Origin of the sequence: Microcoleus sp. Pol10D4, from assembly GCF_036701555.1 — a bacterium.
Lineage (GTDB): Bacteria > Cyanobacteriota > Cyanobacteriia > Cyanobacteriales > Microcoleaceae > Microcoleus.
Window position 1 is genome coordinate 35,304 of record NZ_JAUBRA010000030.1, and the last position, 20,170, is coordinate 55,473.

General features: G+C 46.5%; 17 protein-coding genes. 7 read left to right on the top strand and 10 right to left on the bottom strand.

Annotation, left to right across the window (positions count from 1 at the left end; all coding sequences use genetic code 11):
* Positions 1–11: 11 nt before the first annotated feature.
* The 6 genes from QUA36_RS16460 to QUA36_RS16485 all read right to left on the bottom strand — a co-directional run bounded on the left by QUA36_RS16460 (position 12) and on the right by QUA36_RS16485 (position 9,282).
* On the bottom strand, positions 12–3,320 hold the full coding sequence (locus QUA36_RS16460; RefSeq protein WP_333458417.1) for a PAS domain S-box protein: 3,309 nt from the start codon (positions 3,318–3,320) through the stop codon (positions 12–14).
* A gap of 376 nt (positions 3,321–3,696) precedes the next feature.
* Complete coding sequence (locus tag QUA36_RS16465) at positions 3,697–6,816, bottom strand: SMC family ATPase (protein WP_333458418.1); 3,120 nt, start codon at positions 6,814–6,816, stop codon at positions 3,697–3,699.
* A gap of 64 nt (positions 6,817–6,880) precedes the next feature.
* A complete protein-coding gene (locus tag QUA36_RS16470) occupies positions 6,881–7,222 on the bottom strand; it encodes a type II toxin-antitoxin system PemK/MazF family toxin (protein ID WP_015175564.1) in 342 nt (113 codons plus the stop codon).
* Complete coding sequence (locus tag QUA36_RS16475) at positions 7,215–7,490, bottom strand: hypothetical protein (protein WP_333458419.1); 276 nt, start codon at positions 7,488–7,490, stop codon at positions 7,215–7,217. Before QUA36_RS16475 ends, QUA36_RS16470 begins: the two co-directional genes overlap by 8 nt.
* 232 nt (positions 7,491–7,722) lie before the next feature.
* A complete protein-coding gene (locus QUA36_RS16480) occupies positions 7,723–8,832 on the bottom strand; it encodes a hypothetical protein (protein WP_333458420.1) in 1,110 nt (369 codons plus the stop codon).
* Between the two features lie 231 nt (positions 8,833–9,063).
* On the bottom strand, positions 9,064–9,282 hold the full coding sequence (locus QUA36_RS16485) for a hypothetical protein (protein WP_333162784.1): 219 nt from the start codon (positions 9,280–9,282) through the stop codon (positions 9,064–9,066).
* A gap of 208 nt (positions 9,283–9,490) precedes the next feature.
* Between QUA36_RS16485 and QUA36_RS16490 the strand changes: the two genes are divergently transcribed.
* Together QUA36_RS16490 and QUA36_RS16495 are read left to right on the top strand one after the other, a co-directional pair.
* Complete coding sequence (locus QUA36_RS16490; RefSeq protein ID WP_333162786.1) at positions 9,491–10,030, top strand: cyclic nucleotide-binding domain-containing protein; 540 nt, start codon at positions 9,491–9,493, stop codon at positions 10,028–10,030.
* Positions 10,000–10,155: a hypothetical protein gene (locus tag QUA36_RS16495; RefSeq protein WP_333458421.1), complete on the top strand. Its 156-nt coding sequence runs from the start codon at positions 10,000–10,002 to the stop codon at positions 10,153–10,155. Before QUA36_RS16490 ends, QUA36_RS16495 begins: the two co-directional genes overlap by 31 nt.
* On the opposite strand, the gene QUA36_RS16500 is transcribed toward QUA36_RS16495, so the two are convergent.
* Positions 10,152–10,565 carry a hypothetical protein gene (locus tag QUA36_RS16500; protein WP_333162788.1) on the bottom strand — a complete coding sequence of 138 codons (414 nt, stop codon included), beginning with the start codon at positions 10,563–10,565 and terminating at the stop codon, positions 10,152–10,154. The genes QUA36_RS16495 and QUA36_RS16500 overlap by 4 nt on opposite strands.
* 136 nt (positions 10,566–10,701) lie before the next feature.
* Complete coding sequence (locus QUA36_RS16505) at positions 10,702–11,562, bottom strand: FAD-binding domain-containing protein (protein ID WP_333458422.1); 861 nt, start codon at positions 11,560–11,562, stop codon at positions 10,702–10,704.
* A 192-nt stretch (positions 11,563–11,754) separates the two neighbouring features.
* Between QUA36_RS16505 and ribD the strand changes: the two genes are divergently transcribed.
* Positions 11,755–12,930: a bifunctional diaminohydroxyphosphoribosylaminopyrimidine deaminase/5-amino-6-(5-phosphoribosylamino)uracil reductase RibD gene (ribD, locus tag QUA36_RS16510; RefSeq protein ID WP_333458423.1), complete on the top strand. Its 1,176-nt coding sequence runs from the start codon at positions 11,755–11,757 to the stop codon at positions 12,928–12,930.
* Positions 12,931–12,982: 52 nt separating this feature from the next.
* Positions 12,983–13,579, top strand: a complete 597-nt coding sequence (locus QUA36_RS16515) for a hypothetical protein (protein WP_333162795.1) — start codon at positions 12,983–12,985, stop codon at positions 13,577–13,579.
* A gap of 293 nt (positions 13,580–13,872) precedes the next feature.
* Here the strand turns inward: QUA36_RS16515 and QUA36_RS16520 are convergent, their stop codons facing one another.
* The gene (locus tag QUA36_RS16520) at positions 13,873–14,784 is read right to left on the bottom strand and encodes a PPC domain-containing protein (RefSeq protein WP_333162797.1); all 912 of its coding nucleotides are present in this window, start codon (positions 14,782–14,784) and stop codon (positions 13,873–13,875) included.
* Positions 14,785–14,877: 93 nt separating this feature from the next.
* Between QUA36_RS16520 and QUA36_RS16525 the strand changes: the two genes are divergently transcribed.
* The gene (locus QUA36_RS16525) at positions 14,878–16,581 is read left to right on the top strand and encodes an NAD(P)/FAD-dependent oxidoreductase (RefSeq protein ID WP_333458424.1); all 1,704 of its coding nucleotides are present in this window, start codon (positions 14,878–14,880) and stop codon (positions 16,579–16,581) included.
* A gap of 148 nt (positions 16,582–16,729) precedes the next feature.
* Here QUA36_RS16525 and QUA36_RS16530 read toward each other — a convergent pair whose 3' ends face one another.
* Positions 16,730–17,485, bottom strand: a complete 756-nt coding sequence (locus QUA36_RS16530; protein ID WP_333458425.1) for a Uma2 family endonuclease — start codon at positions 17,483–17,485, stop codon at positions 16,730–16,732.
* Positions 17,486–17,628: 143 nt separating this feature from the next.
* Here QUA36_RS16530 and QUA36_RS16535 point away from each other — a divergent pair, with 143 nt between their 5' ends.
* Both QUA36_RS16535 and QUA36_RS16540 read left to right on the top strand, forming a co-directional pair.
* A complete protein-coding gene (locus QUA36_RS16535; protein ID WP_333458426.1) occupies positions 17,629–18,111 on the top strand; it encodes an FxLYD domain-containing protein in 483 nt (160 codons plus the stop codon).
* Positions 18,112–18,422: 311 nt separating this feature from the next.
* Positions 18,423–20,150 (top strand): ABC transporter ATP-binding protein, encoded by a 1,728-nt coding sequence (locus tag QUA36_RS16540; RefSeq protein WP_333227397.1) that lies wholly within the window; start codon positions 18,423–18,425, stop codon positions 20,148–20,150.
* The last annotated feature ends 20 nt before the right edge of the window (positions 20,151–20,170 follow it).

Consider the following 20,170-nt stretch of genomic DNA (forward strand, 5'->3'; position numbering starts at 1 on the left):
TGGACGATCGCTCAGCAGGGGATTTCAATCCAGAATTCCGCTCCCTGTCCGGGCGCTGAGATGCACTGCAGGCTTCCCTTATGTTTTTCTACCACAATCTGATGGCTGATGGATAATCCTAAGCCGGTTCCAGCCCCTACGGGCTTGGTGGTGAAGAACGGGTCAAATAGCCGCTTGCGAACCTCTTCGCTCATTCCCGGGCCACTGTCGGCGATGCAAATTACAATGCGATCGCAATCACTGAGCTGGTTTTTACTGTGGCTTTTCAACCCAGCTTTTTTCATGAGGGTGCGAATCACGATCGTCCGAGGTTCCGGTTGGTTTTCGAGAGCATCGATCGCATTGCTGATAATATTTAGAAATACCTGGTTCAACTGACCCGCACAACAGTAAATTTTGGATGTTTTTCCGTATTCTTTAATAATTTCAATCCCACTTTTTATACTTGCCTGATGCAATCTGTGCTGCAAAATTAATAGTGTACTGTCAATCCCTTCATGAACGTCTACCAACTTCATTTCTGATTCATCCAGTCGCGAAAAGTTCCGCAGCGACAACACAATATTACTGATTCTTTCTACTCCTACTCTCATGGAATTAAGCATTTTTGGCAAGTCTTCCTTGAGAAAGTCTAACTCTAAGTCCTTAACTTTTTCAGAAATCTGAGGTACTGGGGACGGATAGCATTCCTGGTAGAGACTTAACAGTTCAATTAAATCGTGAAAATAGTTGTAGGTATGAGAAATATTGCCGTTAATAAAAGTTGCCGGATTGTTGATTTCGTGGGCAATCCCAGCCACCATCTGACCGAGACTCGACATTTTTTCGGATTGAACTAATTGGATTTGAGCGTTTTGTAGTTGTTCGTAAGCTTCTTGCAATTGGGCGGCTTGTTTTCTTAATTGAGATTCAGAAGCTTGGAGTGCGGCGGCGGAAATTTTGCGATTGGTTATATTTTCAATCATCCCTAAGTTGTAAATAGGTTGTCCTTCACCGTCTCGAATCAAAGTAGCTGTCACGTTTACCCAAACAATTTTACCTGTAGCGGTAATCTGGCGGAGTTCAATTTGATAGTGAGTAATTTCTCCCCGCTTAAGAGAATCAGCAACTTGGAGATTTTTGGGTGAATCTTCGGGATGCCCAAGTTCAATAGATGTTTGGGCGAGCAATTCTGCTGCAGTATATCCCAGCATTTCGCAGTAAGTTTTATTGACTCGCACTAACTTGTTATCGTCTAAATTAGCTAAGTAGATAGCGATGGGTGCATCTTCAAAAATTGTGCGAAATAGTTCCTCGCTGGCCCGGACTTTAGCTGTTAGGAAAAGCCTATCTGTGATGTCTTCAAACGTAGACAAAATGCCGACAACATTGCCTGAATTGTCGTGTAAAGGTATTTTATTTGTATCCAGATAGCGCTGGGTGCCATCGGCTTGCATTTTGAATTCTATGATGTGATATTCAGGGGTGTTGGTTGTCATGATGCGGCGGTCGCAGGATCGAAAAAATTCTGTTTCTTCCGGCTTCCAGGGCATATCGAAGTCGGTGAGACCAGCGATGTCACTGGGGTGATTGAAACCTGCGACTTTGGCAAAGTTTTTGTTGCCTCCCAAGTAAACTAAATCTCGATCTTTCCAGGCAATTAACTGAGGAATGTTATTGATTACTAACCACAGCATTTTTTGGGATGTTTCCAAGGCTTCCGTGCGTTCTAGGACGCGCTTTTCTAGTTCTTGATTGGCTTGTTGCAGGGCGATTTTTGACTCGCTGAGGGCGATTTCTGCTAGCTTGCGATCGCTGATGTCGATTGTCACCCCTTCCCACAGTATATCGCCCCCAGGCTGCGCTTCGGGGCGGGCGATGCCGCGAATCCATTTCAGTTTTCCCGATCCGGTTACGATCCGCCCTTCATATATCCAAGGTTTTAAAGTTTTCCCGGAAATTGTGATTGATTCTAACATGGGTTTTAGCTCTTCTGGATGCACCATTGACCACATTAAACCGGAGTTTTCTTGAATTTTTTCTGGCTCTAATTCGTAGAGTTCCCAACAGCCTGAACTTACATAAATGAATTCATCGGAACCGTCGGGATGCAGCAAGTATTGATAAATCATTCCCGGCACGTTGGCGGCCATTTTTTGGAATCTGGCTTCGCTTTGGATCAGTGCTGATTCTGCAAGTTTGCGATCGCTAATGTCAATCAACACGCCGTCCCAAATAATGTCACCTTTTTCGCCCTGTTCTGGCCGGGAAGCTCCGCTAATCCACTTAATCCGATCGCCCGGAAAAACAAATCTGCCTTCCCACCGCCAAGGCTCTAAAGTTTTAGCTGAGATACCAACAGATTCCTGGAAGCTTGGCGCATCGTCTGGATGAATCATTTCGATCGCGGGAATAGCTGAGTTTTGGAGTACATCTGGCTCTAATTCCCAGAGTTCCCGGCAGCCGGAACTGACGTAGGGGAAGGACATAGTGCCGTCTGCTGCTAACTGAAATTGATAAATCATCCCAGGAACGTTGGCGGCTAGTTTTTGAAACCTAGCTTCGCTTTGCCGTAGTGCGGTTTCTACTTCTACGCGATCGGTAATATCGTGAAATGCCGATAAAATTGCGGCTTCGCCATTAAAATTAATCGCTCGCATCGACATTTTTACCCAAAAAAAACTGCCATTTCCTTTCTTGAGGCAGATTTCTTCGCTGTCGCTAAAGCCGTTTTGTTTGACTAATCCTATCAATTGACGGCGGTCATTGATATTGGCATAAAGTGCAATTTTTTTGCGCCCGATAAGTTGTTCATGACTCAAACCTAAACTTGCTCCGAGGGCAGGATTTGCATACAAAATAACGCTATCTTCTATGCGCGTAATTGACATAGGAATGGGAGTCACAGTGGCGATCGCCCGCAATCTTTCTTCGCTTTCTTCCCTCGCTGTTTCGGCGGCTACTCTTTTGCTAATATCGTTCTGAACTCCGATAAAATGAGTTAATTTTCCCTCATTGTCTAAGATGGGGGAAACCATTAATTCATTCCAAAAAGGAGTTTTATCCTTGCGGTAATTTTTGAGAACTACCTGAATTTCCGTTCCCGATCGTAAACTGCTGCGAAGTTTGTCTAATTCGGCCTGATCGGTATCGGGGCCCTGCAAAAACCGGCAGTTGCGTCCAATAACTTCTTGGGCACTGTAACCGGTCAGTTTCTCAAAAGCAGGATTGCAGTAGATAATAGGTATGTCAGGCCTGCGAGCATCGGCGATGAGGATGCTGTTGCTCGACGCTGCGATCGCCCGCTCTAGGAGAGACAGGTTGAAAGAGTCTGTTGTCATCTGTAGCAATATTCACGCTCCTGCGGAGCGGACAGAAGAATAAAAAATTCTACACACCTTAAGCTATTCTTATTCTATAATCTTATTTTTAATTTAGCTTTGTTAACAAAGTCAGCAGCCCAAAAAAGTCGGCGAGGGAGACGACTAATACCATTTTAGATGTTAGATTTTGGATTGGCAATGACTGATTCCATCATGGTTTGGATGATGGGTGTACAGTTGCTTCTTTTGGGAAATTAGTATCACCGAAGGCATTAGGCACTTATCCAGAAAACAGAAGGTAAAAATACCGAATGCCCACAGAAAATAGAAGGTGAAAATACTGATATGTTGAACTTTTTTTCTTCTCCTCCTTCCATCCGGCTCGCCAACCCTTTTAAATGGACAAGTTGATGCAAGAACCCTGAGCAGTTTTGCTTACTTCAATCCTGGCTTGAAAAGCTTCTTTCAGGTGGGGCATATGGGTAACGGTGAGGATGCAGGCGAAGTCGGAGGCGATCGCATTAATTGCAGCAATCAGCCGATCGCAACCTTCAGCATCCTGAGTCCCGAACCCCTCATCAATAATCAACATTTGTAAAGCCGTGCCCGCCCGCTGAGACAGCAGTCTCGCCAGCGCCAGCCGAATCGCAAAATTAATCCGAAAAGCTTCACCGCCCGAGTAAGTTTCGTAGGCGCGAGTACCGCGAGCATCAGCAATTAAAATGTCTAAAGTGTCAATCAATTTAGTTGCTTTTTTAGAAGCAGCAGCCCGCTGAGTAATAAATTGAACGTGCAATTGATTCGCGCTCAATCTCGACAATATCTGATTTGTTTCAGCTTCAAGTTGAGGCAGAACATTTTCAATCATTAAAGCTTGAATGCCATTTTTACCAAATGCTTGACCCAACTCTTGATAAACTCGCTGCTGGCGTTTGGCAACTTGCATTTGCTCTTTTTGAGCTACTAGCTGAACTTGCAGAGTTTCTAGATTTTGCTGCTGCTGCTGGAGGCGTCCGAGACTTCCCAAATGTTGGTCTAGCTGCTGGCGGCGGCGACTGATTTGCTGTTCGATCGCACTTATTCTGGCTGTGGGATCGGGATGTTCTTGCAATTGCTGGTTCATCGCGGAAGTTTGAGCGCTGACAGCTTGCAAATCTCGATCCCGCACTGCGATGGAATTTGCTATTTCATTAACCCGCTGCTGCACTTGCGGGTACTGCACAGTTGCCGATCGCAATTTTTCGGCGCGCGCAATCCAAAACTGCGATCGGCGCATTTCGCTGCGGACGTGTTCGTGCTGTTCCAAATTATAGCCAATTTCCGCAATGTATCTATCTAAAGACAGAATTTGCTGCTGTATTTCCGAGCTATTTTTTTGCTGTTCTAACTGTTGCTGTACGGTGGCTAATTGAGTTTGCAAATCCGGGCGGCGGGCATTAATTTTATTCAGTTTCTGCTGAGCATCTTTGATTTGAGCTTGCTTAATTTCCGCCCACCGCAAGCGCTTTTCATCGCTGCGGGCGAGGGAGTGGCTGCGATCGCTATAATTGAGCTGTTGCAGTTGCTGTTCGATTTGCTGGAGTTCGCCCAAATCCTCGGCTGCATACTCGCCGGTGCGTAACAACCGCTCGATTTCTGCCGCGTCTTGACGCATACTTTGCAGTCGGTTTTCGTCTTGGCCCAGGCTATCTAATTGTGCTTGTAAATGACTGCGGCGTTCCCGCAATTCTTGGTAGGGCGCTAATTCCTCTTCTAGTTCGCGGTATTCATGTCTGAGAACTTGAATTTCGCGCTCGGAGACGGCCAACTGTTCGCGCACAACCCACAGTTGGTTCCAGATTTCCTGCTGTTGGGTGTGGTGTTTTGTGACTACCAAATTCCAGTAGTGTTCGTCTAAAGGTCGATCGCACAAAGGACAATTGCCAAAATTTACATCCCGCACCATTAAAGGCGAATTCGATGGCTCGTTTTCCGCAAAATTCGAGACTTTACCTTCACCTGCACTGGTTTCTCCTTCATGTTTCCGCAGCAGTTGCAGTTTTTGGTCGATCTCGGCGAGTCTGGTTTGATAGTCGCGGCTTTTAGCTTGCAGGTTTCCTAGAAAGTCGTGCCTTTCTTGACCTTTTTCACGAACTCGCTGCTGATAAACTCGCTTGTTTTCCAACTGCAAAATTTGATTGGCGATGGCCGAGATTTCCTGCTGTAATTGCGGCTGTCGCTGCTGCTGCTGAACTTGCACCTGTCGGTTGATTTCGTCTAAGCGGGCGGTTAAACCAGCGCGGGCGCGATCGAGCTTTTGTTGCTTTTGCTGCTGCTGTTGTAGCAGCGGCGAAACTTGCAGTTGCAGTTGCTCTAGTTCGTTGAGGCGCGATCGAACTGCTTGCAACTGTGCGAGTCCTTTGTCAACCTCCGGCTGCTGTTTGAGAATTTCCAGAACATCTTTTTCATCCTGTTCTAAAACATCTAATTGAGCTTGCAACTGCTGAATTTTGCTTTGCAAAAAGCTCAGTTCTTGCCGTTGCTGTTCTTGCAACTGCTGACGCTGATTTTGGGCTTGTTGATTAACCTTGAATTTGCCAGCCAGAGTTTCTTCTGTGGCTTGCAAGCTTTGGAAATACGCGATGCCTGCTGTTATTTCCTTTTCTTGTTCTAGGAGGGCTTGCAGCTCATTTTGCTGCTGTTTGGCTGCGCTGAGTTCCTGCTGCAAGCGGCGGCATTCTTGAGTGATATTGTAGTGCTGTTGCTGGTGGCCGGCGAGGAGTTTTTGCCAAGTTTGGCGGTTGTGGTGCTGGAGTTGCAGTTGCTGTAACTCGGTTGTGTCGGCTTGCTGCTGCTGCTGAAGCAAATCGGTTGCTTGCTGCAATTGAGTTTGTTCGGAGGCGATCGTCTCTTTTTGTTGCAGTTGCTCTTGTACGGTTAGCAAACTCTGTTTGAGCACTTCGACTTGAGCTTTAAATTGTTTGGAGCTATCTTTGGCTTGGTCGGATAAAGTATCGTAGGAGTCGAGCTTGAGCAGGTTGGCTAAAACTTGTTTGCGTTCGATCGGCTTTTTGAGCATAAATTCATCAGCTCGCCCCTGCCGCAAATACGCCGAGTTGATGAAGGTATCGTAATCTAGTTTGATGTGTTCGAGGATTTTTTGCTGAGTTGTTCTCAGACCTTTGTCTGTGAGCGTGCGAAAATTAAGTTTTTCCTCACTCTCGGCCGAATTCAAGCTGACTTGAAATTCCAAACTTCCCGATTGTCCGCGCCGACGGTTGCGAATCACCCGGTAGATTTGGCCGCCGGTCGAGAAAGTGAAATCAACGCGGACATCTGTTTCGCCGATATGGATGATATCGTCTTCTGTATCGCTACGACAACAGCCCCAAAGTGCCCAGGATATGGCTTCTAAGAGGGAGGATTTGCCAGCACCGTTAGGCCCGCAAATGCAAGCAGTGTGCAAGCCGCGAAAGTCTAAAGCAGCTTCGCGATAGCTGAGAAAATTTTTGAGTGTAAGTTGTATAGGAATCATTTAGGCCATCGCGCCATACAATCTATCTATAAATAACACTATTTGTACGCTGTTGCCTAGTTATTCAATCTAGATCCAGAACAATTGTCAGTGCTTCTGCAATTTCTTCCATAATTGTCTCGGACAGGGTTCCGAGTTGTCGGACAAATCTTTGTTGGGAAACGGAACGGACTTGAAAAGCGTCGGCGGCGGAGACTTTAGTCAAGCCATTTTCGCCACTGGGTTCTAGTCGAACCATCCAATTTCTCTCGGTGTATCGCTCTTTCCAGTCAGTGATAGGAACAATAACTTCAAGCAGCAAAATTCCCACCGTTTCATCGCTGACAATTACTACCGGACGGGTTTTGCCGATTTCGGCGCCCACAGTAGGTTCAAGCGCAACCAGCCAGATTTCGCCTCTACGCATTAGTTTTTATCCCTGCATTAAGGTATTCTTCCTCGGAGTCAAAATAGGGTTCGCTGTCAGCCGACCACAAATCATGTAAAGCGCCTCCCGGCATATAATCTTTTACTGCTGCTTCTGCTGCAGCTCTGAGTTTCTGCTTTCTCTCGGCTTTACGCTGGGCTTTTTCTTCTATTTCTTCGCGCATCATCCGCGAAGCTGTTTCGATAATTTCTAGGCGTTCTTCTGCTGTCAGATTTTTGAGTGCTGCTAAGATTTCTGTTTTGGTCACGGTTTTTTCGGGTGGTTGGTGAGAAAGTACGATCGCACCATCATTATATCTTTCACAAAAATCAATATCGGCGCTCTGTGCTGATGACGCAACCTACATTACCGGTCTGTGCTTATGGCGCACCCTACATTGATCGCATAGGCAAATTTTCCATCATCAAAAAGGGTTGACTGTATTCCGACAGCCAACCCCGCGCCTATTTATTTGTCCTGCGTTTGCTCAAACAGCAACACTACCGGGCAATATTCGGGAACGTATAGCCGACACCGACTAACAATCCCACTTCAGCTCCGTCTACAAAACCAACATTCAGTCCCGCTGTTGCTGTAAAATTTCTCGTCAGCGGCACATCTACACCCCCCGAAATCAGGAAGCCCAAAGTACCGTCATCCCCGGTAGAAATTATTACGCCAGCACCTGCATAAGGAGCAGCAGTAATCACAAAATCCTCGGTGACTTCGACGGTATTTTGAGATACAAAATCGAAGGTAACGGGAACTAGAAAAGCTAAGTCGTCCTGGAACAAAACAGTCGGCCTCACCGACAAATTGTTTGTCAAACCGATTTTGCTAATAATGGCAAATGAACCGTCGCCTAAAGCTGAATCTCCGCCAAAACCAAGATTGCCGCCAATGCCGATGTAGCTGGGTCCAGAACGGGTAGCTCGGCCTGGTCGAATTTGAGTTCCCTGAGCCACTTTTTCAGTTGGTTCGGAGACAGTTGCCGGTTTTTCAGCAACTTTGGGTTGGTTTGTCAAAGCTGAGGCGGAAGTGCTGACAGGATTGCTCAACAATTCTTGTGCTGTTTTGACTTCTTTTTCTTCCTTCGTTGCTGTTACTTCAAGATTATTGCTTTGGGCAACAATGGAGGTAGGTCGATCGCTCTTTTTGGCAGTCTCGACTTTTGACTCAACTTTGACACCATTGTCAGCAATTTTAGCGGTTTCTTCCGACTTTTGGGTCTCAGCAGCAATGGAGGTATTTGGCGCCGTTTCTGTCTCAGCAATTTCAGATGTTGCTGCTTCCGATTTTTCGGGTGCAGCCATAGATACTTGCGAGTTAGTGGCCGATTCAGAGGCTGCTGGCTCTGCCGCTTCTGTTAGTTCGCTCCAACTGATTGAATCAATTTTTTTATTACTAGCCGTTGTTTCTGCGTCGGGTTTAACTGCTGAAGTTGCCGTCGGCTCAGAAATTTGGTCAATATTTTGAGCGGCTATTGTTGCACTTGTAGCGACATCGGGCAAGTTGCCAGTTTCAGCTTTCGCTGACATACTACTGCAACAAACAGCTAAAGCTGCAAGATTTATTAACGCAAAAGTAGACTTGGAAAATAGACTATTCATAGAAACTCCTCAATGAAGGGTGTGTTAAAAGTGTAAGTGTTTGAGGGCGACCGTCGAGAGCTTTGCTCAAAAAAGACACAAATATGAGTTGTGTTGTTCCTAGATTGCCATTTTACCGTTGAATAGTCAACTCTCAAGCTGATTAGATTCAAGAACGGACGGCGGGTTTAGAGGCTAATTTTAATTTACAGATCGATCGGCAAAAAATCAATCCTAGGGATGATTCCATTCTTAATCCTGTTTAATTGATGGGTCGATCGCGCGTCTGGCTTGCATTCTACAAGACTGTACTTGGGGGCGCTGCACTCGCAGCCACGCCGGAAAAATCCGGTTTTTGAGGGCGCACCAGCTCGAAACCAAGAGACAACAAGCTTTCAAAACTGTTTTGGCAGCCCCGCCGTCCACCGCAAGTGCAGTTAATACAACGCGATCGGCTGCTGCACAGTCCATGACAATTAATGTAGAATAATACCACCGATCCGAGAAATATTTGTGGGTCGATCGTGTAAAAATTACGGAATTTTATGAAAATTGTGTAAAATTTAGTGTTCTATTTGTAAAGTTTAGCCTTCGCTTTCGCTCAGGGTCTGACCATCTCACAACAGCACGCAACTAAACAAGTAAAAAAATACAAATTATCTCATCTCAACCTGACTTTATGAGCAAAGTTCTAGTCATATTAGGCGAATTGAGCGATCGCGACATCGATTGGATGCTCGCCAACGGCACCCGCACCCAAGTCCTCCCCGGCACAACCCTGATCACCGAAGGTAAGCCCTTAGACGCCCTGTACATAGTTCTGGAGGGAACTTTGAGCGTTTCTGTATCATCTTTGGGCGACAAAGAAATTGGAAAAATTATTTCCGGGGAAGTTTTGGGCGAAATGTCTTTTGTAGACGGGAGGCTTCCTTCTGCTAGCGTCACGGCAATTGAAGAGTGCCTCATCCTGTCAATTCCCCGGCGGCTGCTAACTGAAAAACTAGAGAAAGACGTGCTTTTTTCCCTGCGGTTTTATCGGGCGATTACCAAATTTCTGTCGTCGAGACTGCGGGGTACAGTCAAACGTTTTGGCGATGATAGTGATGGTTTAATATATCAAGAACCCGACGACGAGGGCGCTATCCCGGAAAATGTCGAAAATCCCGATTTGGCGGCATCGAGATTTCAATGGCTGTTGGAGCGTTTGAAGGGGAGTTGAAGGAAGAAGGAAGAGGGAAGAAGGAAGAAGGAAGAGGGAAGAAGGAAGAAGGAAGAGGGAAGAAGAGAAAAGAACACCTCTTTTCAATTTCCAATTTCCAATTTCCAATTTCCAATTACAATTAGAAAACATATTTTTCAGCGACGCGCCAATAGCGAGAAAAACGCTTCAAATCAATGTAACCATCGTAGCGGACAAAGGGTTCCGGTGGCAAAACTTCTACTGGGTGCGATCGCTTAATTTCCCGGCAAATATCCTGAAACCGAGGACTGGGACTTTCCGCAGTTACCACTTGATTCGCGCCGGATTCGATCGCAAAAGCGATAACTTCTGCAGCCACATCGCCCCGCCGAATAACTACCGGCAACTCCAGCAAACATTCGTAAATAAACACCATTCGTTTGAGACTCAACTGCCATTCATCAATGAGCGCATCATCCCAAACCCAGATTGCCGGTGCCTGTGGGTGCGCTTGAAAAGCCGGGCCTTCAGGACTCAAGCAGTCACCGTGCAGCCAAATAATCGGATTGTTCATAAATTGGTAATTGTTGACTGTTGACTGTTGACTGTTGACTGTTAACTGTTAACTGTTGACAGTTGACAGTTGACTGTTGATAACTAATGACTAATGACTAATGACTAATGACTAATGACTAATGACTAATGAATTTTTAATTTCTGCTACCTTTTTTAGAGCCTTGCCAACTTTTAGAACCGCCACTACGATCGACCTTTTCTCCATTAGGAAACAACTGCCCTTCCAAATATTCATAAGTTCCCTCAAAATCGCATTGCCCATACAGAGGACAATCGCGACAATAAACCGCCTTAGTGTAACGCTCCAAATTTTCCCGATTAAAAAAATAAGGTTTGTGACTAAAAGTGCTCGCTACCCACTGCCAAGAAAGATTATTGCTCGCCGGATCTCCATCTAGCAAATGTTGCAAAAACCAGCGAGCTCCGGCTTGCCAACGCACGCGGCGCCAGTGTACGAGATAAGCGGCAGTCCACATCCGCTGGTGATTGTGCAAATAACCAGTTTCTCGCAACTCGCGGCTGAAACTGTCGATGCAAACCAAACCAGTCGTGCCCTCGACGACATCCTGTGGCAGAGTTTCGCTGTAATCTTTAGCAGTGTAACCAGTTTTGTAGGGTTCCCGGTCTTGCCAAATCCCGTTGCCCAATTCGGCGTACAGTCGCTGCCAATAATCCCGCCAACCCAACTCGTTGACGAGTTTTACGGCCTCTTCTGGATGCCGCACCTTCTCCAGTACGGCATCCCGGACTTCCGCAAGACTCAAAACTCCGTAGCGCAAATAGGGCGACAAGCGCGTTACCGCACCGTTGAGGAAATTGCGGGTTGAGGCGTATTTGCCAGGGTCAATTTGTTGCAGGGCTGTCTCGGCTGCTTTGCGCCCGCCTGGGGTTGGGGGTACGTTACTATCCTGGGCGGCGGCTTCGGGGAACTGTTCACGCACGTAGGCAATTAATTCGTCGCGGCTGGCAAATTCCCGCTTCATGTCCTGACTCATTGTTTTCTCAAGCGCCTGCTATTCTTTACTCATGTTAAAGCTATTCGATCGGGCGTGCCGGATCGATGCCCTAAATTGCCCTTCACTCCTGGTAACGTACAGTTTGCCCCAGCCGCAATCGATCGTCGGATCGCAGCCAAAATTAGCATCAAAGTTCAGTACACTCAGGGATAGATATAATACCAAAATCCTATGGAAACTTTTCCGGCGCACGCTAAAGCGATCGCCAGCTTAACTAACGGACAGCAGCAAGGTACAAAACAACTGGAAAACAGCGAAGTTCAAGAGTTCGATCGAGCCATGATGCGCCGCTGCATAGAATTGGCTCGCCGTGCTCTCGGCAAAACCGCACCCAACCCCCTTGTCGGTTCTGTAATTGTCCGAGACGGCAAGATTGTCGGCGAAGGGTTTCATCCCGGTGCCGGTCAACCTCACGCCGAAGTTTTTGCGCTCCGGGAAGCGGGGGAACTCGCCGAAGGAGCGACCGTCTACGTGAACCTGGAACCCTGCAACCACTACGGCCGGACTCCCCCCTGTTCCGAAGCTTTAGTTAAGGCCAAGGTGGCAAAAGTAGTGGCTGGCATGGTCGATCCGAATCCTTTGGTAGCTGGAACTGGGCTAGCTCGGTTGCGAGAGGCTGGCATTGAAGTGGTGGCGGGAGTGGAAGGGGAAGCTTGCCAGAAACTCAACGAGGCGTTTGTGCACCGGATTTTGCACCGCCGGCCTTTTGGAATTTTGAAATATGCAATGACTTTGGACGGTAAAATTGCTACCAGTAGCGGCCACAGCGCTTGGGTGACAGGCGAGGAGGCTCGGAGCGAGGTTCACCGGGTGCGCGTCGGCTGCGATGCTGTGATTGTTGGGGGAAATACGGTGCGTCTGGACAATCCCCTACTGACGAGTCACAAGCCTGATAGGAATAATCCTTTGCGGGTGGTGATGAGCCGCACTTTGGATTTGCCGAAGTCTGCTTGGTTGTGGGAAACCTCTGTGGCGGCTACTTTGGTGCTGACTGAGCCTGGGGTTAACCCGGAATTTCAGGAATTTTTGATTGCCAAAGGGGTGGAAGTTGTGGAGCTCTCGCCTCTGACACCGACTAATGTTATGGCTTATTTGTACGATCGATCTTTTCTTTCTGTACTCTGGGAGTGCGGTGGCACTTTGGCGGCTCAGGCAATTACTGAGGGTGCAGTTCAAAAAATTATGGCTTTTATTGCTCCTAAAATTGTCGGTGGCCAAGGAGCTCCAACTCCTGTGGGAGATTTGGGCTTTTCGGCAATGACTGAGGCTTTGACTTTAGAGCGGGTTTCTTGGCGCGCGGTGGGTGCAGATTGTGTGGTAGAAGGCTATTTAAAAATTAAAGATTGAAAGTTAAAAGCGAGTCTTTTGAGTTTTTGATTTTTAACTTTTAACTCCTTTTATGGTGGAAATTCTGATTTGGAGTTTGATGATTGGCAGTCTCGGCTTGGAGACTGCGCTTGTGGGTCTTTTGGTGAGCCACGAGCAATGGGATGCGGGGCAAAAATGCGATGAGGAGGAGGAAGTTTTGACTAGGTACGAATCTCAAGAGGATAATTTTAATGCGCCTGAAAATGCGCCAGCCAAGGGCAATCCCAAATCTGAACCTAATGCTGTTGATTTGACGGTTTGGGAGTACAAGATTGTGCGGGCTAGCAACGATTTGTTCCGCAATCCTGCGATTTTTCACAAGCTATGCCGGGAAGAGGCGGAAGTTGGCTGGATTTTGCTCGAAAAGCTAGACGACAGGCGGGTGCGGTTCAAACGTCCGATCGCGCTGCGGGACGCGCCGAGGCCTAATTTACCAACCTTTGACCCTTACCGCACTCATTACGGCCCGATCTCGAATACGATGAGTTGGGCGGTGACGATCGTGTTTCTGAGTGCGATCGTCCTTCCTGCTATTTTAGGCTATGCTTTGGTGTCTACTACTCTCACCAGAAGTCGCTCTAATTGGCCTCCGACACCTGTTCAATCTTTGCCCTCTCCCAGGGGGTAAGAAACTAATAAGTGAAACATCGGCTTTAAGGAAAATGAAAGATGGAAGAATGAAGAGAGAATTGTTTGTTTTAATATCAAGTCCGGTCAAAAAAATATAATTAAGTTTGTAGTGAGGACTTCAATCCTTTATTCTCTTAAAAAGCTGACAACAAACAATTCTATTATAAGCAATTAACCGGACAACATCTAACTGACAAACCAGCAGAATTAGGGAATGATAAATTTTTCTTTAATTCTGCCTTCTGTCTTCCACCTTCAAATTTGGGCTGCCTTCGACTGTAAGCCATCCTGTCATACAAGCGGAGTGGGAGAAGGAGCTGCTAGCAATCTCAAGTCATAATTTGTATCGCCTTGAAATTGAGAAACGCGGACAAAATAAGTCCCCGCAGGTAAAGGCCCATTGCTGACAATTGTTTCTGAAGCCGTGCCTAAATTGTTAGACGAAGCAATAAGATCGTCTAATCCAACTGCGCCGTTGCCGTTAAGATCTTGAATTAATTCAACATCAACATCTGCGCTCAAGCCGTCAACAGTTACACTGAAAAGGCTGGGAGTATTGAGGATGAAACTGTAAATGTCGGCTGGTTCAGCATCTCCCACAAAATCGCTGGCAGTTTGAATTTCTGTGAGAATGCCCAGGCTTTTTGCTGCGTTCAAATTGTCTGAGGGATCGGGGAGAGTGCTCAACAGTCCTTCTTGTAGACCGAATTGAATGTAATGGTCGATCGCACTTTTAACTGCGCCGTTTTGGACTGCGGCTGCTACCAGGGGATATTTTTCTAGATAAAAGCTGGGATCGAAGAAAACGCTGGCTTTGCGGTTTTCTAATTGACCGGCTTTGAAGTAGTGTTCAAAAGGGGTAAATTGATTTGTTTGGACTGCTGTCTGAACATCTGGGTTGCTTGCTAAATAGAAACCAACATCGAAGAAAGGGTTGGGGTTGCGTCGTTCAAATTGACCGAATCTGATAAAGTGATCTGCGACTGAAAAGCCATTGAGTTTGGCTGATACCGCTACATCTGTATTGGTGTCTAAATAATAGCTGGCGTCGAACAGGGCATTCGGGTCGCGATTTTCAAATTTGCCAATTTTTCGGTAGTGATCGAAGGGACTCGATACCGTGCCTCTGGCAACTGCTACGGCGACATCTGAGTTGTTTTCGAGATAAAATTTGCTGTCGAACAGTGTTCTGAGGGTTAGCATTATTAAAAAAATCTCTCTGGACTTTAGTCTGGAAATTGCACGATCGAGAATCCAGTTTACATCAAAGTTTTGTTTTGTGAGGATGTCTTAACTATGGCTAAGTCTGCACTGATGGCTATGCTGCGCCGCGCTGCTAGTATTGCCCAGAAATCAAGGGAAACGGGCATTCCGGCTGATGAACTGCTGGGGATGCTGACAGATCGCATTCCTAATTCTGCCATATCTCGTCGCCAGTTGCTGCACGGGGGTTTAGCTGCTGCGGGGGCTGCCGCTGCTGCGACTTTTACCAGGGAGGGAGGGGGAGCTTTTGCTCAACAGGGCGGACGATCGCCGATTTTGGTTGTGGGTGCAGGGATTGCGGGTTTGACGGCGGCTTATCGCCTACGCCAAGCGGGCGTGCGCGCCGATATAATCGAGGCAACGAATCGCGTGGGGGGGCGGATTCGCACTATTCCCAAGGTGGCTGGAACGCTGATTCCGGCGGATCTGGGGGGAGAATTTATTGACACCGGCCACACTAATTTAATCTCGCTGGCGACGGAATTGGGTTTGCAGGCGATCGACTTAGCCCAAGTGCAGAGTGGATTGGTGAAGGATACTTTTTTCTTTGAAGGGCGACGATTTCCTCTTGAGCAATTAATCGCGGAATTTGCGCCACTAGCGAGTAAAATTACTGCTGATTTGGAGGCGGTTGGCGATGAAATTAGCTATCAAGATTTTACAGAAGCAGCGGAAAGATTAGACAATCTTTCGATCGCTGAATATGTAGACCAAGCTGAGACTAGCACGATTGTCCGGCAGCTACTCCGCATTGCTTACACGACTGAATACGGTCGAGATCCTGAAGAACAGTCGGCGTTAAATCTGCTGTTTTTAATCGGTTCTGAACCTGGCAGTTTTGAATTGTATGGCAACAGCGATGAGCGTTATCAAATTGACGGCGGCAACAGTCAAATTATCAACCGTTTGGCGGGTCAATTGTCTGGTTCGATCGAGGCGGGGACGGTTTTGGAAGCGATTACTCTTTTGCCGGATGGCCGCTATCGGGTAAATTTGCGATCGGGACTAAGCGCGTTCGAGCGCACTTACGAGCGAGTTTTGTTAACTTTGCCGTTCAGCACTCTGCGAGACGTTAAAATTAACGTACCTTTGCCCCAACCGAAGCTTAGGGCGATCGAGCAGTTGGGTTACGGTACTAATTCTAAGTTAATTACCGGCTACCGCAGCCGAATTTGGCGGGAACCTTATCGATCGACTGCTTCTGTTTATAGCGATTTAGGATTCCAAAATACCTGGGAAGCTACGCCTTTTGCTCCTACTCCTAACGGTTTAGTTACTAATTTTACAGGAGGAAAGCAGGGTTTGTCGATCGGTGCCGGAACTCCAGAAGACCAAGCACAAAGATTTTTGAACCAATTTGAAAGAGTTTTTCCCGGAGTGAGAAATTTGCGATCGGGCAAAGCTGTGCGTGCTTATTGGCCGGGAGAACGCTTTTCTAAAGGTTCTTATTCCTGCTATTTAGTCGGACAGTGGACGCAAATGTACGGCGTTGAAGGCGAACGAGTTGGGAACTTATTTTTTGCCGGGGAACACACTTCCCTGGAAAATCAAGGTTACATGGAAGGTGGTTGCGAAACTGGACAAAGGGCGGCTGTTGAAATTTTGCAAGATTTGGGTTTGATAGCTCCTGCTGATGCTTTGAATGCTCGAACTGCTAGCAGTTTGAACAGTCGCCGTCCCAGCCGGAAAGTTCCCGGAGCGCAGAATCTTAGGAATAGGAAGCCGAGTATTAGATAATCTCGTAAGGTGCGCCGAGGCGCACCCTACTGATCAGCCCAGACATATCTAAATCTTACAGTCAAGTTTGATGAAATTCTTGTGGGGTGGGCGTCTCGCCCGCCCAAAAATACAATTTAGATGCCAACAGCTTATGGCGTACAACTTATCAAATAATCTCGTCCGGGTTAATTCCCCGATCGCGCAAATATTCAGCCAGTCGTTCGGCCCGTTCACGTTCGCGATCGGCCCGCTGGCGTTCTACTGCTAACTGTTCTACACCCCATAAAAGCAGATTTCCTGCTTCATCCCACCAGCGCAACCAATAGCCTGAACGCTGTTCTTTCTCCCCTCGCCACGTTCCTAAATACAAACCAATATCTGCCACCCAGTGGCGACCTTCCGCATCGGGAAATTCTAATTCGTATTTGCCATTTTGCAAGCGATACACTTCCAGCAAGCCAGTTTCTGGGTCAAAAATGACGTAAGTTGGTACTTGCAGAATTTGTTCATAAAAAAACCAATTTCCCGGAGGAAAAGTACGTTTTACAGAATATTCACCACCGTCTGTTTCCGACAAGAATTCCATGACAATGGTCGGGATTTCTCCTTCCAAGTTTGGGGTATAACTTTTGCGGTCTCTTCTCGATTCGGCGGGCAGTACCGACGGTACATAAACCCAATCAGGTGCTTTGATTACTAACTCGCCGTTGACAGTAGCGCAAATGCCAAAGTTGCTGGCTATCAGCATTCGTGGCTCGATCAATCCTCTCAGTTCTAAGATTTCTCGCAGTGCTCCAGCAATTAGCGGTTGACCTGTATTCTCCACTGGTTTTTCTTCTAATTGGAAGTCGTCGGGCAACTTCTCCCAAGTTACGATCAGTTCTAACGTTTTTTGTCCTGGGTTATCTTGAGTAACGACCATGACTTTACTTTACTTTCTAAAGTTTGATGTCTTATCATAGCACAATGCAACGTGAGGGTGGTTCGCCCTAAATATAGATATGCTAGCCTAGATTTGAGGCAAACTATATTGTACAATTAATTTCAGACTATGCCGAAAAAAATATGAAACTTTTACATTTTACCGTAGCTTTATTAAGTTTTATAATCTCGCCGATATCGGCTCGCCCTTTGCTTACAGACGCTACAAATACACTTGCTCAAAACTCACCAATTGATGAGCCATTTTGCTACATGAAAACCCCCGACGGCAAAACAGTAGACTTGGGCAAATTGTGCGAGAAACAGCCAGCATCGGGAACTGCCCAAACTTGCATTCCCGGTTCCAATATCGCTGCAAAAGTGTCAATTGCGGCGACTAATTATGACGGCAACTTTTTCAGCGGTCAAGTGCTTAATCAAGGCTGCAAAACAATCAAGAATGTCAAAGTCAATTATGAAGTTTTGGACGAGTCAGGCAATTTAATTGACAACGGATTTATCTTCGCTCAACCAGTTACTCTTGCACCCGGACAATCAGCCGCCTTTCGGGGTGCAGTTGTCGAGGGGGCTCAGGTACTAGCGACTCATGCAGACGCTCAAGAATGATTTTAGATTTTAGATTTTAGATTGAAGAATTGGACAATTAACCCACAGATTAATCCGGGGGCTTTGTATCCCGGATGCTTTTGGTGAAGAATGATTGTTGAGATTTGTCCGATCGCTGTTATCATATTCTGGCTCCAATATCTCTATGACTTACGCAATGAGTGACGCAGAGATCCCCCTAAATCCCCCTTCAAAAGGGGGACTTGGAATAATAATCTTGTTCCCCCCTTATTAAGGGGGGTTAGGGGGGATCGAAGTTTGAATATTCTTGCAGAGATCCCCAAAAACAGAATTTGCGAGGGCAAAATATCTTGAAAACTCGATCGACATACTGGCAAATCTTACCCTACCTCCGTCCCCAAAAACAAACCATCGGTAAAGCATTAGCTTGTACCGTAGTATTTACCATATTTTGGCCAATTATAGCGTGGCTAGTTGGCGAAACAGCCAAATTTATAGGAAAAGGAGATTTACAAGGGTTCGCTCAAATTGCTGCACTCAGCGCCATTATATTTCTACTTCGCGGTACAGCCCAGTACGGTCAAGATACGCTGATGGCAAAAGCTGCTTTGACTATTGCTTTAGAAATCCGCAAAAAAGTCTACTCCCACCTGCAAAAACTCAATATCGGCTACTTTGAAACTGCCAAAACCGGAGACTTATCCTACCGCCTCACCGAAGATATTGACCGCATTGGCGAAGTCGTAAATAAATTTTTTCATCAGTTTATTCCTTGTGTTTTGCAGCTAATTGCCGTGCTGGGATATATGATTTATCTCAACTGGCAATTAACTCTAGGTGCATTAATTATTGCACCGCTGATGGCTATTTTAATTGGCTGGTTTGGCGAAAGAATGCTGAGTTACTCGCGCCAAAGTCAAAATCGTATCTCTGATTTATCAGCTTTGCTGACAGAAGTATTCAGCGGCATTCGTTTAATCAAAGCATTTGTGGCTGAAGACTATGAAATTGCCCGCTTTGCAGAAGAAGCAGAACAAAACCGTCGCGCTAAGTATCTGTCAGAAAGAGTAAAAGCACTTCAGTTCGTTGTAGTTGGCTTTCTGGAAGCGATGAGCGTGATTTTGCTCTTTTTCCTGGGAGGTTGGCAAATTTCTCAAGGAAATCTCACAGGTACTCAATTTATCAGTTATATCGCAGGAGTGGCACTTTTAATTGACCCGATCGCTATCACAACTGCTAACTACGGGGATTTTAAGCAGGGAGAAGCTTCTAGCGATCGCATTTTTGAACTCTTAGCAATTCAACCGACAGTAGTCGAAAAGCCTGGCGCGATCGAACTTCCCCATGTTACAGGCAAAGTCGAATACCGCAACATTAATTTTGCCTATAACTCAGAGACACCCATTCTGCAAAACATGAGTTTGTTGGTGCTTCCCGGAGAAATGATCGCTCTCGTGGGTGCATCCGGTGCGGGTAAAACTACTTTAGTAAACTTGTTACCCAGATTCTACGATCCGCAAGCGGGACAGATTTTAATTGACGGTATTGATATTCAAGATGTCACCTTAAATACTCTGCGGCGGCAAATCGGCATTGTACCGCAGGAAACTATTCTTTTTTCGGGTACGATCGCTCAAAATATCGCTTTCGGTCAATCTTATTATGAACTGAAAGATGTTCAAAAAGCTGCGGAGATTGCTAACGCTCATCAATTCATTAGTGAGTTTCCTGACGGCTATCAAACTTGGGTAGGAGAAAGGGGTGTAAATTTATCTGGGGGACAAAAACAAAGAATTGCGATCGCCCGTGCAGTTTTGCTTGATCCCAGAATTTTGATCTTGGATGAAGCGACATCGGCGCTGGATTCGGAGTCGGAAGGTTTAGTGCAAGAAGCGCTGGAAAGATTGATGCGCGATCGCACGGTTTTTATTATCGCTCACCGCTTGGCTACTGTGCGGAGAGCCGATCGCATTTTAGTTTTGGAAAAAGGCAGAATTGTGGAATCAGGGACGCACGAGGAGTTGCTGGAAAAGGGCGATCGATACGCTGGCTACTACGCTCAACAGTTTAGTCAGTAGGCTACATTAGAAACCGGGTT